We start from the raw sequence: 15,605 nt of genomic DNA, 5'->3' as shown, positions 1-15,605 counted from the left end.
TGGGCATGTGGGGGGAAGGCCGCTCCCGGAAGTGGGGGTGGGAGCGCTCCCACACTATGGAAGCGGGCCTCACCGCTGTCAATGCCCCGCGCACCCCACCGCTGCGACGCCCGGGGCTGAGGCCCCGCCGGCGGTACGGCGGGGCCGGCGGCGCTGCGCGCGCCGGCCCCGCCGTACCGCCTTGCCCACCCTTGCTCAGCCCTTGCTGGAGCCCAGCGACAGACCGGCGATGAACTGCTTCTGCAGCAGGATGTAGACCACCAGGGTCGGTACGGCCGCGATCATCGCCGCCGCCGCGATCAGGTTCTGGTTGCTCACGAACTGGCCCTGCAGATTGGCCAGCGCCGAGGTCACCGGCCGCTTGTCGCCCGACGACATCAGGGTGATGGCCCAGAAGAAGTCGTTGTAGATCCAGGTGGTCAGCAGCGTGGCCAGTGCCGCGAGCGCCGGGCGGCACAGCGGAATGGTCAGCCGCCAGAACCGGGTCCACAGCGACGCGCCGTCCACGAGCGCGGCCTCGTACATCTCCTCGGGGACCGACTTCATGTAGTTGCTCAGCACGAAGACGCAAAAGCCCAGCTGGAAGGCCACGTTGATGGCGATCAGGCCGAAGATCGAGTTGTACATCAGGCCGCTGTCGCTGACGAAGTGCGGCAGGGTGATCTTGAGGTACATCCGGTACAGCGGGGTGATGATCACCTGCTGGGGCAGCAGGTTCCCGGCCGTGAAGAGGATCAGCAGCGCCACGTTGATCTTGACGTTGACCCGGGTCAGCACGAAGGCCACACCCGATGCCAGTGCCAGCACGATGATCACCGCGGGCACCGTGATGAGGACCGAGTTCCAGAAGAAGTGCAGCATGTCCGACTGCGACCAGGCGTCGCTGAAGTTCTTCAGCGTCAGGTGGTGCGGCATCGAGACGTAGCCGTACTTGCGGGTGTCGGAGTACGGCCGGATCGCCACGTACAGCGCGAAGGCGATGGGCAGCAGCCACAGCACGGACGCGACGATCAGGAAGGCCTGGGAGGCTATCTGGCCCCACGGCCGGGTCCTCCTGCGGCCGGGTGCGGACGGCAGCGCCGTCCCCGGCCTGGTGAGGGCTTCGGTCGTCATGAGGATTCCTCCCGGCGGAACGTCTGGTAGAGGAACACCGAGATCGGCACCAGCGAGATGATCAGCAGCACCACACCCAGCGCGGAGCCGAAGCCGACCCGCTGGGTCTCACCGACGATGTTCGAGGTGACCAGCACCGACAGCAGTTCCAGGCCGTTGATGCCCTTGTTGGTGATGTAGACCAGGTCGAAGGCGCGCAGCGACTCGATGACGGTGACCACCATGATGACGATGTTGATCGGCCGCATCACCGGGAAGATCACCCGCCAGAAGGTCTGCCAGGCGTTCGCGCCGTCCACGGTCGCCGCCTCGCGCAGCGTCGGGTCGACGGCCTTGAGGCCGGCCAGGTAGAGCACCATCACATAGCCGGACTGCCGCCAGGTCGCCTCGACCAGCACCGCCCACAGATTCAGATGGGGATTGCCCAGCCAGTCGATGGCGTTGCTGTCGCTGTTGCGCCCGATGACGGTGTTGATCAGCCCGAAGTTCTGCGAGTACATGAACTCCCAGATGATGCCGACCAGCGCGAGCGAGAGCATGACCGGCAGGAACAGGATGCTCTGGTACATCCGGCTGCCGCGGATCCCGCGGTCGATCAGCACCGCGAAGAGCATGCCCAGCGGCGTGGCGATCAGGACGAAGACGGCCAGCCAGATGAGGTTGTGGCGGACCGCGGGCCAGAACTCGGGGTAGATCGTGGCGGCCTGGTGGTAGTTCTGCACCCCGTACCAGCAGCCGTTGTTCAGGATCGACGGGACGTTGGGCTTGCACGTCTGGCTGTGCAGGCTGCCGACGCCGTTCCACTTGGTGAACGACAGCAGGACGGTCCCGATCGCCGGGAACCACACGAAGGCCAGATCGAGCAGCAGCGGTATGCCCAGCAGCACGGCGACCACGATGCGGTCGCGGATGCTGAGCTTGCGCACACCGCGGCGGCGGCGCGGGGCCGGGGCCGGCGTGGCCCCGTCCTGCGCCGCTTCCGCGGTGTCCACCTGGGACGTCGAACTCATGAGGTATAGATCGCCTTCGCCTGGTCCTCGGCGCTCTTCTGGAGCTTCGCGATGTTGCCGGTGCTCGGGTCGTCGATGAACTTCTGCAGGATCGAGATCATGGCGTTGGCCATGGCCGGGTCGGAGTCGCGGTCCATGAACTGCGCGACGGCCTTGCACTTGCCGATCTCGGTGACCGACTTCTTCTGGATCGCGTTGTACGTCGGCACCTGGAGGCCGTTGGCCAGGCCGACGTCCCACTGGTCGGTCTTGAGGTACTCGGCCTCGGCGGGACCGCTGCCGATGTACTCCAGGATCGCCTTGGCCGCGTCGGTGTTCTTGGACTTCTTGCTCAGCATGAACCCGTCGGTGGGCGCGTCCATGTAGTCCTGGCCCCACTTGGGGTTGATCGTGGGGAAGGTGAAGAAGTCCAGGTCGTCCAGGTCGGCCTTGTCGGTGACGTACTGCGCGGCGACCTGGTTGGTGCCCTGGAACATCATGCCGGCCTTCTTGGTCTCCAGCGTCTTGGCCGCATCCTGCCAGATCCGGCCGTTCGCGCCGGACTGCGTGTACGGCAGCAGCTCGGCCCAGTGCTGGAAGACCGTGGCGACGCCCTGGTCGGTCCACGGGATCTTGTGGGTCATCAACTTCATGTGGTAGTCGTACCCGTTGATCCGCATGTTGAGGATGTCGAAGGTCCCCAGCGCGGGCCAGCCGTCCTTGTCGGCGAAGGCGATCGGGATCAGGCCGTCGGTCTTCATCTGCTTGGCCAGCGCGATGTACTCGTCCCACGTGGTCGGGACGGTGTAGTGGTGCTTGGCGAACTCGCTCTTGTTGTAGAACACCACCCAGGGGTAGTTGTAGAGCGGCACCAGGTACTGGTGGCCGTCGAGGCCGGTGGACAGCTGCTTGGCGGCCGGGCCGAAGTTGCCGCCGATCTTCTCCCAGACGTCGTCGAGCGGCTGGGCCAGGCCCTGCGCGGCGAAGTACTGCATGCGGTAGCCGGCGAACCAGGTGAACAGGTCGTCCGGGGTGCCCTGCAGGTAGCTGGTGATGTTCTCCTGGAAGGTGTTGTGGTCGACCGTATTGATCGTCACCTTCACCTTGGAGGACGTGGTGGCCGCGGTGGTGAGCGCCGCGAACGCGGTCTTGGCCGCCGGGTCGGAGTAGTTGGACCCGAAAGTGACCGTGCTGCCGGCCACCGAGCCGGTGGTGCCCGAGCTGCCGGACTTCTTGTCCGACGAGTCCGAGTCGCTGCTGCACGCCGTCAGCAGGCCGCCGGACACTGCCGCGAGCCCCGCGGCCCCGGCCACGCCCCTGAGTAGATTCCTCCGCGAGGGGGACGGGTTGCTGCCCGCGTCGGTTCCCGACGTCTCGACGTCCGACATGGTGCCTCCATGTGTGTGTGGGCGCTTATTAGGGGACTTGTAGGAGAGCTGAAGGCGAAATGCTGACGGAGCGGGGGCTCTGGCGGGTCTCTAGCGCCGAAGCCTTTTCCAACAGAAGTCACCAAGATGAAACGCCATCGCAACTGCAGGGTAGTTCTACGCCACATGCAGGGGGCCGTCAACGCCCTGATCCTGATGCGTTGCCGGACCGTGATGTCGGCTCGGTGTTGGAACATGTTCGCTTCGGTTGGCATCGGCCGGCCGCACTCACAACGGCCGCCGTACGCCCCCGGAAGGGCGTACGGCGGCCGTTCGACGTCATGGACGTCCCTGGGGGCGCGAGGGGCGCTGCGCCGCGGTCAGCAGCTTTCCTGCGGCACGGTACGCCCGCCCCGCGGCGGTCACCCGATGAGCAGATCCGCCGTCCTGCTCGCCAGCTGCACACCGCCCTGGCTCAGCGTGACCGTCAGCCGCAGCCGGTCGGCCGTGCAGCCGGCGAGGACGAGATAGCTGCCCGCGGTCGAGACCTGCGCGTACGGTGCGAAAGTGACCGACCGCGGCAGCGGGTCGATCACCGGGCAGCCGGCCGGGATACCGGTGGAGGTGCCGGACAGGAACCGGCCCACCCAGGTCTCGCTGATTGTCCTGGACTGCCCCGTGCAGTTGGTCGCCGCAAGGGTCGCCGTCGAGGTGCCGCCGGCGGGGACGGACGCGGGGTCGAAGGCCAGGCCGTCGATCCGGACGACGACGGAGGAGGTCGCGCAGGGAGTGGGGGGAGGGGTGGCCGCCGCTGCGGGGCCGCCTGCCGACGCCACCGTGGCGGTGGCGACGGCGGCAGCGGCCGTCACGAGGGCGGAGAGTCTGCGGAGCACATCGGGTCCTCTCTCTCGGCCGGGCGTGCGGGGCCGCCCGGCGGTGACCATGACCGCACCAAGGTGGGACCCGGGAGCGGGCGTTGGCAACGGGCAGTGCCGCGCCGGGCGCGCGCCCAGACCCGAACCGGCCGTACTGCCGCCGGCCGGCCGGAGAGCCGTGACGGCTCATTCACCGGCGGAACATACGCACGCCATAGGATGGGTGCCGGGTCGTCCGCTGGTCAGGGCGTTACATGACAAGCGGCCGGCCCGTCGGGTCCTGCGGTCCGCACCGCGCCCGGCCGTCGCAGTACGCCGGCCGGTCGGGTCGGGGGCGGCGGGACGCGGCGGCGTACCGTCGAATCCCGGCCGCATCCCGGTGGCTTCCGGCCGGAGCCCGGCTGCGGCGGCATCCGCTGCGGGTCGGAGTGATCATGCCCCGGTACCGTGGTCCGGACCCGTCCCGGCCGATGGCCTGAAAGGCTCCCATGAAAGCTGAGATCGCCGTGTCCGCCGGTGCGCGGCACACCCGGATCCTCGGGGTCGGCGCATACCGCCCGCGCCGGGTCGTCGACAATGCCGAGGTGTGCCGGCACATCGACTCGACGGACGAGTGGATCCGCTCCAGAACCGGCATCGTCACCCGCCGCTGGGCCGGACCCGACGAGACCCTGGGCGTCATGGCGGAACAGGCCGCGAGCAAGGCGATCGCGGCGGCCGGGCTCACCCCTGACGCCATCACCTGCGTGATCGCCGCGACCTTCACCCATCTCAAGCAGACCCCCGCCGTCGCCACCGAGATCGGCCACCGCATCGGCGCCACCGGGGCGGCCGGCTTCGACATCTCGGCAGGCTGTGCCGGCTTCGTGCACGGCCTCACCCTCGCCTCCGACGCGGTACGCGCCCGCGGCGGGCACGTGCTGGTCGTCGGGGTCGAGCGGATGTCCGACATCCTCGACCTGACCGACCGCTCCACCGCGTTCATCTTCGGCGACGGCGCGGGGGCGGTCGTCGTGGGCCCGTCCGACACGCCCGGGATCGGCCCGGTCGTCTGGGGCGCAGACGGCTCACAGGCCGACGCCATCACGCAGACCGTGCCGTGGGACGCGCTGCGGGACGCCCCGGACCAGCCCTTCCCCGCGCTGCGGCAGGACGGCCAGCGGGTCTTCCGCTGGGCGGTCTACGAGATGTCCAAGGTCGCCGTCCAGGCGCTCGACGCGGCGGGCGTCGCCGCCGACGACCTCGACGCCTTCATCCCGCACCAGGCGAACGAGCGGATCATCGACTCCATGACCCGCTCCATGGGCCTGCCCGCCCGGGTCGCGGTCGCCAAGGACATCGTCACCACCGGCAACACCTCGGGTGCCTCCATCCCGCTCGCGATGGAGTCGCTGCTCGCCTCGGGGCGGGCCGTCGCCGGCGACACCGCCCTGCTGCTCGGGTACGGCTCCGGCCTGTCCTACGCGGCACTCGTCGCCACGCTGCCCTGACCCCGGGAGGCCGCCGCTGCCCCGGGCGGGCCGCGGCGGCCCGCCCGGGACCCTGGCGTCAGCCTCCCGCGCCGACCACGTCGAGCGCGGCGGCCAGCCGCGGCGCGGTGAAGTCCCGCACCCAGGCGAGCTGCTCGCCCCCGGTGCTCCGCGGCACCACCTCGACCAGCATGATCAGGTACAGATAGCTGCGGTAGAGGGCCAGCCTGACCCGGGCTGCGGCGTCGAAGTCAGTACGCCCGCCCGCCGCGCCGTAACCGGCGAGGAAGGCCGGATCGTCCTCGGCGTCGCCGGTCATGAGCGACAGCGACGCGAAGTCCGCCAGCGGGTCGCCCCAGAACATCCGCTCCCCGTCGATGAGGCCGCCGACCGTACGCGCCCCCGGCGGCCCGTCCAGCAGCACATTGCCGGGCCACAGGTCGAAGTGGACGAGCGCGGGCTCGGCCACCTCCTCCAGCGCCGCGGCGCCGCCCGCGAGGGCGGACCGTATCGCGTCGAGCGGCCGCGGCAGCCAGGAGCCGAAGTCCGCGGCATCGGCCAGCACGGCACCGGTCATCGCGGCGAAGGCCGGCGCCCAGCGGTCGGCGAGCGGGGCCACGCGCTGCGCCGGATAGCCGAACCCCGGCCCCCGCACGGTGTGCAGCCGGGCTACCAGACCGCCCAATTCCCGGCGCAGCCGGTCGCGTTCCTCCGCCGCCATGGCCCCGGCGACCTCGGACCAGGGCACTCCCGGCGCGTACGTCATCAGCAGGAAGGGCGCCGCGCCCGCGTCCTCGGCCCACTCGGCGTGCACCACCCGCGGCGCCGGCACCCCCACCGCGGCGGCCGACTCGTAGAACAGCGCCTCGCCGCAGAGCAGTTCGGCCTCGTACCGCAGCCGCGGGGTGCCGGACGGCGGCGGGACCTTCAGGACCAGCCGGGTGCCGTCGGTGAGCCCGACGCTGTGCAGGGCGTTGTACGACCCGCCGGACAGCGCGGTCCGCGCGGCGACCCGGGACGCCCCGACCCCGGCCCGCGCCAGCAGCCCGTCCACCGTCCCGTCGCCCACCGTGTGTACCGCCATCGGTCCTCCGTCGCTCCCGCGGTCCGGGCCGCCACCGGGGCCGATCCGCCCCGGCCGCCCGCCGGCACCACGTATACCGTCCCGGCCTGCGACGGCGACACCCACTTCCGCGGGCAGCCGGTCGCGACAAGGGGCCGCACTACGCGGTGAGCGCGCCCCAGCCGAGCGCGCCGGCGGCGGCCGCCGCGTACAGCCACACCCCGATCAGCACGGCCTGCCGCTGCCTGGCCGCGGGCCACCCCGTACGCGACACCGCCCAGGCCAGCGCGGGCAGCACCAGCACCGCGTGCAGGGTCACCCCGTGCAGCGGTTTGAGCATGCCCGTCGAGTGATACGCCGCCTGCTGGTGGCCGGTCCTGGTGTCGGCCACCCCGCGGGCGATCATCGCGGCGCCCGACAGCAGCCCGACGATCAGCAGCGCGAACCCGGCCCGCAGCGCCAGCGGCATCCCCGCGGGTCCGGCGGGCTCGGCCCGGAAGGCGGCCACCGCGAAGGTGCCGAGCACCGCCACCAGCAGGGCGCCGCCGGCCGCGAGCGACATCGCGACGGCGGTGTTCGCCGGCGTCTCCATGTTGAAGTGCGAGGGCACCCCGCGCCACGCCTGCACCGTGATCCCGGCGACCTCCAGGACGCAGTCCGCGGTGAACAGCGCCAGCAGCACCGCCCGGGTGCGGGCCGGTATCCGGACGTACGACGTCACCCAGGCGACGGCGATCAGCGTGAGGCCGAACGACACCCCGAAGGTGAAGGGCTTGCGCCAGGACACCGGCCCGTCCCAGGGGCCGCCGTCCACGAAGAAGACCCCCAGGTGGAAGAGCCCGGACGTGACAAGCGCGGCGCCGACCGCGCAGGCCGCCCGCTCGGCGGGCCCCGCCGCGCGGGCGGCCCCTGCGGCGGCGGGCGCCACCGTGCTGATGGCGGACATGGACGGCTCCCGACTCCTCGTCACCCGGGCACCACGCCCCGGGCGGAACGCGCCCACGCTAGGGTCCGCCGCCCGCCCGCCGCGTCGTCGCGGGGAAGGCCGCGGGACTGCGCCCGGCGCAGTACGTACACCCGCGAGGGTGCCGCGGCTGCGGCGGGCGGGTGCTTCTCGCACGGCGGGCGATTGGTACGCGCACCGGTCGGACAAACAGCTCACCGGAAGATCCGGACAGCGCGGAGGGACCGGGATGAGCCAGCAGACGACCGAGCCGCGGCCGGACGACGGCACCGCGGACCCCGCCGACGGCGCGAGCCGGCCGGGCAGGAGGCGACGGCGCCGGCTGCTGCCGTGGAAGCACCGGCGCGACCTCGCCCCCGAGCAGCTCCGCCGCCGCAAACTGGTCACCCGCGGCCTCACCGGGGTCTGCGTGGTCTGCGTCGGCACGGCCGGCTGGTCCGTCGGCCAGGCACTGACCTACCCGGGCAAGGACAGCACCGCGGCCCGCCTCGCCGAATGGGCCCGCGACCACGAACTCGGCTTCGTGGTCGACAAGCTGGAGGACATGCAGTATTCGATGAACCCGCCGAAGGTCGGCGGCACCCTGTCCACCGACGCGCTGGCCCGCATGAAGGCCACCCAGGGCGCCGTCCCCACCCCCGCACACGTCCCCGCCCAGCCCCTGGTCGCGCTGCGCGCCCCGATGCGTCCCCTGGTCAGCCCGGCACTCCCCGGTGAGGGCGTCTACCGCGCCCTGGCCGCCGCCCACGGCCAGCCGATCGTCCAGGGCACCTACGTACGCCCCGACGGCGAACACACCTCCTACGAGGCCGCGGTCGCCTGGATCAGCGGAAAATACTCCCGCTTCCAGCTGCACCCCGGCTTCCGCGAGCCCGGCGGCACCTTCGACGTACCGCCCACCATCCCCGAGGGGCAGCGGACCGGCCTGGTCGCCACCTGGAACGGCGGCTTCCGCATCACCGACGGCGGCTCCCGCGGCGGCTTCTACCTCGACGGCCGCACCGCGGGCGAGCTGCGCGACGGCGCCGCCTCCGAGGTCTTCTACCGCGACGGCTCGCTGCGCATCGGCGTCTGGGGCCGGGACGTCCGCATGACCCCCGACGTCACCGGTGTGCGCCAGTGCCTTGAGCTGATGGTCGACGGCGGCCGGGTCGTCCCCGACATCGACGACGGCTCCAAGTGGGGCGTCAGCGACCAGAGCCGGATGTTCGTCCCGCGCTCAGGTGTCGGCGTCACCGCCGAGGGCGACATCGTCATGGTCGTCGGCCAGGGGCTGTCCGCGCAGACCCTCGCGCAGCTCATGCAGCGGGCCGGCGCGGTACGGGCGATGCCGCTCGACATGAACCGCGCGTGGCCGTCCTTCATGTCCTATGACGGCGCCCGCACCCCGGCGAACCCGGCGCCCACGAACATCCTCGACTTCGAGGACCCCCCGGACCGCTACTACACCCAGGCCACCCGCGACTTCGTCGCCGTCTACGCCCGCTGAGCCCGGCTCCCGGGCGCGCCGCGGCGGGGGAGCCCGCCAGGCGGTCCCCGCGTCGCCGGCAGTTCCCCGCGCCCCTGGTAGGGCGCCGCGTTCCGTAGAGGCGCCCCCAGCAGCCCGCGGCCGGCGGATGGGCGCCGCCTGCGTAGGGGGGAGCCCTCGCGCGGGAGTACCGCGAGGCGGGACGGGGGCAGCCGCGCCCGGCTCCCGGGCGCCCCGCGGTCAGGCGGGCGGGTGCGCCTCGCGCACCGCGTCCACCGTGTCGGCCTCGGCCGCGGACTTGTCCTCGCGGTAGCGGACGACGCGCGCGAAGCGCAGGGTGAGGCCGGCCGGATAGCGCGGCGAGGTCTGGACGCCGTCGTAGGCGATCTCGACCACCAGCTCGGGTCTGACGGTCACCACATGGCCGTCGTCCCGCACGGCGAGGGCGAGCAGCCGCTCCGTCTGCCACGCGAGGACCGCGTCGGTGAGCCCCTTGAAGGTCTTGCCGAGCATGACGAAGGCGCCGTCCTCGCCCCGCGCCCCCAGGTGCAGGTTGGAGAGCCTGCCGGTGCGCCGCCCGTGGCCCCACTCGGCGGCGAGCACCACCAGGTCCAGGGTGTGGACGGGCTTGACCTTGATCCAGGACGCTCCGCGCCGCCCGGCCGCGTAGCGGCCGTCCTCCGCCTTGACGACGACGCCCTCGTGCCCTCGCGCCAGCGCCGCCGCCATGAAGTCCTCGGCCGTACGCAGCGCCGCCGGGTCCCCGGGGTCGGCGACGACGGCCCGCCGCACCCGGGCCTCCGCCGGGACCAGCGCGTCGAGGGCCGCGTGCCGCTCCGCGTACGGCAGGTCGAGCAGGTCGCGGCCGTCGGCGGACAGCACGTCGAAGAAGACCGCGCGCACCGGCAGCGCGCGGGCCGCCGCGGCGACGTCGACCCGGGAGCCGACCCGGCCCGCGGTCTCCTGGAAGGGCCGGGGGCGCCCGTCGGCGTCGAAGGCCAGCACCTCCCCGTCGAGTACGAACCGCCGCCCGTCCAGCGCGCGTACCGTCGCGACGATCTCCGGCAGCCGGTCGGTGACGTCGTCCAGGGTGCGGGTGAACAGCCGTACGCTGTCGCCGTCGCGGTGGGCCTGGATTCGGATGCCGTCCAGCTTCTCCTCGACCGCGCACGGCCCGCCGGCCTTGGCGACCGCCTCCGGCACGGACTTGGCGGCTGCCGCGAGCATCGGCAGCAGCGGCCGGCCCACGGTGAGCCGGAAGTCGGCGAGCGCGTCGGGGCCGCGCGCGAGCAGCGCCTCCGCCACGGGTTCGAGCGCGCCGGCCAGCATGACCGCCCGCCGCACCCCCGCGGGCTCGGCGCCGGCGGCCGCCGCCAGGCCCTCCGCGGCGGCGGCGTCGAGCGCGCCCTGCCGGACCTCGCCGGTGATCAGGCCGAGCAGATACTCCTGCTCGGTCGCGGTGGCCGCGGCCAGCAGATCCTGGACCAGGGCGCGCCGGCCCGCCTGCGAGCCCTGGCCGGTGACGGCGGCGACCGCGGTGAGCGCCGCGTCCACCTCGGCGACGGTGAGCGCGGCACCGGGCGCCGGGTCCGCCCGGTCGCGCAGCGCGGCCCAGCCGACGCCGAGCCGGCCCTGCGGGAGCCGCCCGGCGAGGTACGCGATGGCGATCGGCGCGTCCTGCGGCCCGACGTCCCGGAAGAAGCCGGCGAGCAGGTCGGTCTTGCGGGACCGCGACGATGTGCCGGCGACCTCCCGCGAGACCCGGGCGACCTCGGCGAAGAGCATGTCTCCATCCTGCGACGGCCCGGGGCGAAGCGCGCGGGTTCACTCGAACGGAGAATCGAAATGATGTACGAATAGGGGTTATGGTGGAGCCATGTCCCATCAGCAGACATCACTCTTCGCCACCGGCGCCCCGGTCCTCGGCGGCCTGGACCGGCTGCGGCGCACCGTGCTCGGCCACGGCGCGTGGATCGACGTGCTGCCCGGCTGGCTGAGCGGTGCCGACGACCTCTTCGCCGATCTGGCCGCCCGGGTCCCGTGGCGCGAGGAGCGCCGCACCATGTACGACAACGTGGTCGCGGTGCCGCGCCTGCTCGCCCACTATGCGGAGGGCGAGCCGCTGCCCGACCCGGTGCTGACCGAGGCCCGCGACCGGCTCGGCGCGCATTACGCGGCGGAGCTGGGCGAGGCATTCGTCAGCGCGGGCCTGTGCTTCTACCGCGACGGCCGGGACAGCGTCGCCTGGCACGGCGACCGCTTCGGCCGCGGTGCCACACGCGACACGATGGTCGCGATCCTCTCGCTCGGCGACCCCCGGCCGCTGCTGCTGCGCCCGCGCGGCGGCGGCGGCGCCGCCCGGAAGGTGCCGCTGGGCCACGGCGACCTGATCGTGATGGGCGGTAGCTGCCAGCGCACCTGGGACCACGCGATACCCAAGACCCGGTCGGCGGTCGGCGGCCGGATCAGCGTGCAGTTCCGCCCGCGCGGCGTGGCCTGAGCGGTCCGCGGGCTGCGGTCGCCGGGGCGCGGGCTGTGCGTGCACGCGTCGAGCGGCGTCCCTGAGCGGTTTGCGGGCTGTGGTCGCTGCGGTCGCCCGAGCGTGCGCGGGCTGTGCGGTGGGCCTGAGCGGTCCGGGGTCCGCGGTCCGCGGGCGCTGCGGCGCGGCCTGTGCGTGCAGGGACCCGTGCCGCCCGGCCCGACCGTCCGCGGCTGGTGTGTCCGTGGCCTGTGCGGCACGGCGCCACGGACCGCCGCGGGTCCCGCCGAGCGCTCGCCTGGTGCGCCCGCAGGCGCGGGACGCCGGTTCGCGCGCATGATGGAAGGAAGCCGTCCGGCGTGTTCGGCCGGCCCAGGCCGCGGCCGGTTTCCGCCGCGGACGGGCGGGCAGGCGCCTGACGAGGCGTCGGGGCGGCGCAGGCGTCCACCCCGACCAGGAAGGACGTGGTCATCCGTGCGAACCGCATCTCCCGCAGCAGGCCCGGCCGCTGTCCGGCGGGCGGTGGCCGGCTGCCACTTTCCGCCCCCGGGCGAAGCAGGTGCGGCGACATGACCGAGCGCATCGACGGCGCCATGGGCGACGACGTGTACCAGCCGGACGGCAGCGAGATCCAGGAGGACACCGGGCCGCTGGAGCCCGAGGACACCCTGGACGACCGCGGGATCGCCGAGGTGCTCGACGAAGGGTATTCGCCGCCGGACTACCCGCGCGGCGTCGAGGACGTCGGTACCACAGCCGCCGAGCAGCGGGCGGGCGAGAGCCTGGACGAACGGCTGCCGCGCGAGCGCCCCGACATCCAGGTGCGCTCGGACGACGGCCTGGGCGACGCGTCCGACACCGATGGCGAGCTGATCGACCCGGAGGCGGGCGAGCCTCGTTCCGGCCGGCTGGTCGCCCCCGACGAGGGGGTGAGGAGCCGCCAGGACGGCATGGTCGGCGAGGACGTCGGCATCGACGGCGGCGCGGCCTCGGCGGAGGAGGCGGCCGTCCATGTCGTCGAGGACACGGACTGGCCGCTGGACGACGACGAGGTCGTGGACGTGGACGTGGAGACCTGACCGTGCGGGCCGCGGCGGCCGGACAAGAGCCGGCGGACCGCGCGTGAAGGTGACGGCACCGTAGCGAAGGCAAGGAGTCGGTGGCATGAGCGAACTGATGAAGCCCCAGGACACGGTCGGTGTGCCCGCCGGTCACGAACGCATCTGCGGCCCGGCGAGCATTCGCAGCGAGGCCGAGTTCTTCGACGCCCGCGCCCGCGCCGACGCGGACGCCGTCGCGAAGGCCCGCACGCACCACGAGGGCCTGTCAGCCGAGGTGGTGGCGTCGGGCACCGCCGTGCACGACCTGCTGGAGCGGCTGCGGCACCGCGGCATACCGTCCCGCGGTGAATTGCGCCCGCTGGCCGAGGCGTTCGCCAAGCACTGCCGGGCCACCGAGGCCACCGCCCGCCGGGCCCTGGACCACCGGCACGTGGCCGGTGACGCCGTGCGCGAGGACCGCACGGAGGGCGAGCGGCTGCTGCGGATGCTGACCGACCTGATGGCAGCGGAGCCGCCCGACGGCACCTACGCCCTGCTGGTGGGCGGCACAATGGCCGAGATCGACCAGTATGTGGCCCACGAGCAGCGCGACCTGGTCCCGGAGATCGACCGGGAACTGTCGCCCACTGAAAGCGCCCGCCTGGCCAGGGCCTTCCCCGGCTGACCGGGCGTGAGCGGGCCGCAAGGCGCGTGTGTTCGGGCTTGGGTGGCCGCCGCCATGAGCGGCGGCCACCTTTGCGCCGCCGTCGCGGGTCTCAGAGGCCGATGAACTGATAGTCCGTCGCGATCCGCCCGTCCGGCCCGAGCAGCAGCACCTGGAGCCCGCCGCCCTGCGTCTCGCCGCCGTCCACCGGAGCCCATTCCCAGCTGAGCCTGACCAGGTCGTGCAGCCGCCGCACTTCGCCGTGGATCCGGAAACGCGCGGCGCCGGGCGCGACGAATTCCTCGTACGCCGTCCGCACCCGGAATTCCAGCGCGTCATGGCCCCGCGCCTCAAGGGCGACGGTCCGCATCCCCACCCGCTCGGCGGTACGCCTTCAAGACGTGAAGGCATCACGGACTCTTGACGGGCGGCCGGGCCTGCTGGCTTGATGAGTTGCGGCCCGGACAGCCGGTTGACAGCGAGAGTCGACGCCTGGCGCCGTACCGGAGCCACCGTTGCGTAAACCCCTTGGACCCACAGGGACCGAGGGGCCGACAGACGACGAAATGGGAGCGCTCCCACAGAAATCCGCTCCCGTGTCGTCGGCCATCCCCCCACGAGCTGGTGAAGGGACTACCAGTGACACGCCTTCCCGTACCCGACCGCCTCCGGCGGCTGCTGCCGCGCGCACCGCGGCTGCGGCCCGCCGCCGCGGTGCTCACCGCGGTCGCCGCGCTGCTGCTGCCGCTGACCGCGGGCCAGTCCGCGCACGCCGCCTCCGTGCGGACCTGCGAGCCGCAGGGCACGATCGCGGCCGGCGACTACACCATCCAGGCCAACGAGTGGAATTCCACCGCCCAGCAGTGCGTCACCTACTCCGGCGGCACCGCCTGGTCGCTGGACACCGCGAACTTCAACCTCCCCACCAACGGCGCCCCCGCCACCTACCCGTCGATCTTCAAGGGCTGCCACTGGGGCGACTGCACTCCCGGCAGCGGGCTGCCGATCCAGGTGAGCAAGCTCGGCAGCGCCACCTCCTCGTGGAGCACCACCCAGCCCGCGGCCGGTGCCTACGACGTGGCGTACGACCTGTGGATCAATTCGACGCCGACCACCATCGGGCAGCCCGACGGCACCGAGATCATGATCTGGCTCAACAGCCGCGGCGGCGTCCAGCCCTTCGGCGGCAAGACCGGCACCTCGTCGGCAGCGGGCCACAACTGGGACGTGTGGACCGGCCAGCAGACCTCCTGGAAGATCATCTCCTACGTGCTGCAGGGCGGCGGCACGTCCTTCACGGGCCTCGACATCAAGGGCCTGATCGACGACGCGGTCGGCCGCGGCTCCGTCAACGCCTCGCACTACCTGATCGACGCCGAGGCCGGCTTCGAGGTCTGGCAGGGCGGCCAGGGCCTGGCCACCACCGGCTTCTCCTTCAGCGCGAGCACCGGCACCGGCGGCAGCGGGGGCGACACCCAGGCGCCGACCGCGCCCGGCGGCCTCACCGGCACGGCGGTGACCGCGACCTCGGCCGCGCTCAGCTGGTCGGCGGCCACCGACAACGTCGGCGTCACGGCCTACGACGTCTACCGCAACGGCGCGCTGGCCGGTACGACGGCGGGCACGTCCTTCACCGACTCCGGCCTGACCGCGTCCACCGCCTACAGCTACACCGTCAAGGCCAGGGACGCGGCGGGCAACACCTCGCCCGCCTCCGCCCCGGTCACCGTCACCACCCCGGCCGGCCCCGGCGGCGGCACGGGCAGCGGCTGCTCGGCGGCGTACACGGTCAACGACTGGGGCGGCGGCTTCACCGCCGACGTCACCGTGACCAACACCGGCGGCGCCGCCACCCACGGCTGGACGGTGGGCTGGACCTACGGAGGCAACCAGAGGATCACCAGCTCCTGGAACGCCACCGTCGCCCAGTCCGGCGCGGCGGTGACGGCCGCCAGCATGAGCTACAACGGCCAGCTGGCGCCCGCCGCCTCGACGCACTTCGGCGTCCAGGGCACCTACAGCGGCGGCAACACCACCCCGACGCTCACCTGCACCGCGAGCTGAACCCGGCCGGGCCGGTGCCGCGGGGCGGCGGCGAAATCCGCTGGCTCCGG

General features: G+C 72.8%; 14 protein-coding genes. 6 read left to right on the top strand and 8 right to left on the bottom strand.

All coding sequences use genetic code 11. The features are described from left to right. Positions 1-195 precede the first annotated feature (195 nt). The 4 genes from OHA86_RS02185 to OHA86_RS02170 all read right to left on the bottom strand — a co-directional run bounded on the left by OHA86_RS02185 (position 196) and on the right by OHA86_RS02170 (position 4,362). Positions 196-1,113, bottom strand: a complete 918-nt coding sequence (locus OHA86_RS02185) for a carbohydrate ABC transporter permease (protein ID WP_329171941.1) — start codon at positions 1,111-1,113, stop codon at positions 196-198. Continuing rightward, entirely contained in the window at positions 1,110-2,123 is a 1,014-nt protein-coding gene (locus OHA86_RS02180; RefSeq protein ID WP_329171940.1) for a carbohydrate ABC transporter permease, read from the bottom strand. The genes OHA86_RS02185 and OHA86_RS02180 overlap by 4 nt, the downstream gene beginning before the upstream one ends. Beyond that, the gene (locus OHA86_RS02175; RefSeq protein WP_329171939.1) at positions 2,120-3,490 is read right to left on the bottom strand and encodes an ABC transporter substrate-binding protein; all 1,371 of its coding nucleotides are present in this window, start codon (positions 3,488-3,490) and stop codon (positions 2,120-2,122) included. Before OHA86_RS02175 ends, OHA86_RS02180 begins: the two co-directional genes overlap by 4 nt. Positions 3,491-3,891: 401 nt before the next feature. Further along, positions 3,892-4,362 carry a hypothetical protein gene (locus tag OHA86_RS02170; protein WP_329171937.1) on the bottom strand — a complete coding sequence of 157 codons (471 nt, stop codon included), beginning with the start codon at positions 4,360-4,362 and terminating at the stop codon, positions 3,892-3,894. A gap of 470 nt (positions 4,363-4,832) precedes the next feature. Between OHA86_RS02170 and OHA86_RS02165 the strand changes: the two genes are divergently transcribed. Next, positions 4,833-5,834: a beta-ketoacyl-ACP synthase III gene (locus OHA86_RS02165; RefSeq protein WP_329171935.1), complete on the top strand. Its 1,002-nt coding sequence runs from the start codon at positions 4,833-4,835 to the stop codon at positions 5,832-5,834. 58 nt (positions 5,835-5,892) lie between these two features. Here the strand turns inward: OHA86_RS02165 and OHA86_RS02160 are convergent, their stop codons facing one another. Then, on the bottom strand, positions 5,893-6,897 hold the full coding sequence (locus OHA86_RS02160) for a phosphotransferase family protein (RefSeq protein ID WP_329171933.1): 1,005 nt from the start codon (positions 6,895-6,897) through the stop codon (positions 5,893-5,895). A 139-nt stretch (positions 6,898-7,036) separates the two neighbouring features. Then, a complete protein-coding gene (locus OHA86_RS02155; protein ID WP_329171931.1) occupies positions 7,037-7,822 on the bottom strand; it encodes a hypothetical protein in 786 nt (261 codons plus the stop codon). A gap of 247 nt (positions 7,823-8,069) precedes the next feature. On the opposite strand from OHA86_RS02155, the gene OHA86_RS02150 reads away from it, so the two are divergent. Beyond that, positions 8,070-9,329: a phosphodiester glycosidase family protein gene (locus tag OHA86_RS02150; protein ID WP_329171929.1), complete on the top strand. Its 1,260-nt coding sequence runs from the start codon at positions 8,070-8,072 to the stop codon at positions 9,327-9,329. A 219-nt stretch (positions 9,330-9,548) separates the two neighbouring features. Here the strand turns inward: OHA86_RS02150 and OHA86_RS02145 are convergent, their stop codons facing one another. Next, positions 9,549-11,093 (bottom strand): ATP-dependent DNA ligase, encoded by a 1,545-nt coding sequence (locus tag OHA86_RS02145; protein WP_329171927.1) that lies wholly within the window; start codon positions 11,091-11,093, stop codon positions 9,549-9,551. A gap of 91 nt (positions 11,094-11,184) precedes the next feature. Here OHA86_RS02145 and OHA86_RS02140 point away from each other — a divergent pair, with 91 nt between their 5' ends. From OHA86_RS02140 to OHA86_RS02130, 3 genes are all read left to right on the top strand, one after another. Next, entirely contained in the window at positions 11,185-11,808 is a 624-nt protein-coding gene (locus OHA86_RS02140; RefSeq protein WP_329171925.1) for an alpha-ketoglutarate-dependent dioxygenase AlkB, read from the top strand. Between the two features lie 548 nt (positions 11,809-12,356). Beyond that, the gene (locus OHA86_RS02135) at positions 12,357-12,866 is read left to right on the top strand and encodes a DUF5709 domain-containing protein (RefSeq protein WP_329171923.1); all 510 of its coding nucleotides are present in this window, start codon (positions 12,357-12,359) and stop codon (positions 12,864-12,866) included. 85 nt (positions 12,867-12,951) lie between these two features. Then, on the top strand, positions 12,952-13,512 hold the full coding sequence (locus OHA86_RS02130) for a hypothetical protein (protein WP_329171921.1): 561 nt from the start codon (positions 12,952-12,954) through the stop codon (positions 13,510-13,512). A 91-nt stretch (positions 13,513-13,603) separates the two neighbouring features. Here OHA86_RS02130 and OHA86_RS02125 read toward each other — a convergent pair whose 3' ends face one another. Further along, positions 13,604-13,861, bottom strand: a complete 258-nt coding sequence (locus tag OHA86_RS02125) for a hypothetical protein (RefSeq protein ID WP_329182178.1) — start codon at positions 13,859-13,861, stop codon at positions 13,604-13,606. Between the two features lie 269 nt (positions 13,862-14,130). Here OHA86_RS02125 and OHA86_RS02120 point away from each other — a divergent pair, with 269 nt between their 5' ends. Further along, the gene (locus OHA86_RS02120) at positions 14,131-15,555 is read left to right on the top strand and encodes a GH12 family glycosyl hydrolase domain-containing protein (protein ID WP_329171919.1); all 1,425 of its coding nucleotides are present in this window, start codon (positions 14,131-14,133) and stop codon (positions 15,553-15,555) included. The last annotated feature ends 50 nt before the right edge of the window (positions 15,556-15,605 follow it).

This window comes from Streptomyces sp. NBC_01477 (assembly GCF_036227245.1).
Lineage (GTDB): Bacteria > Actinomycetota > Actinomycetes > Streptomycetales > Streptomycetaceae > Actinacidiphila.
Note: the sequence above shows the minus strand (reverse complement) of the source record. Positions and strands in the feature narration are given on the sequence as shown.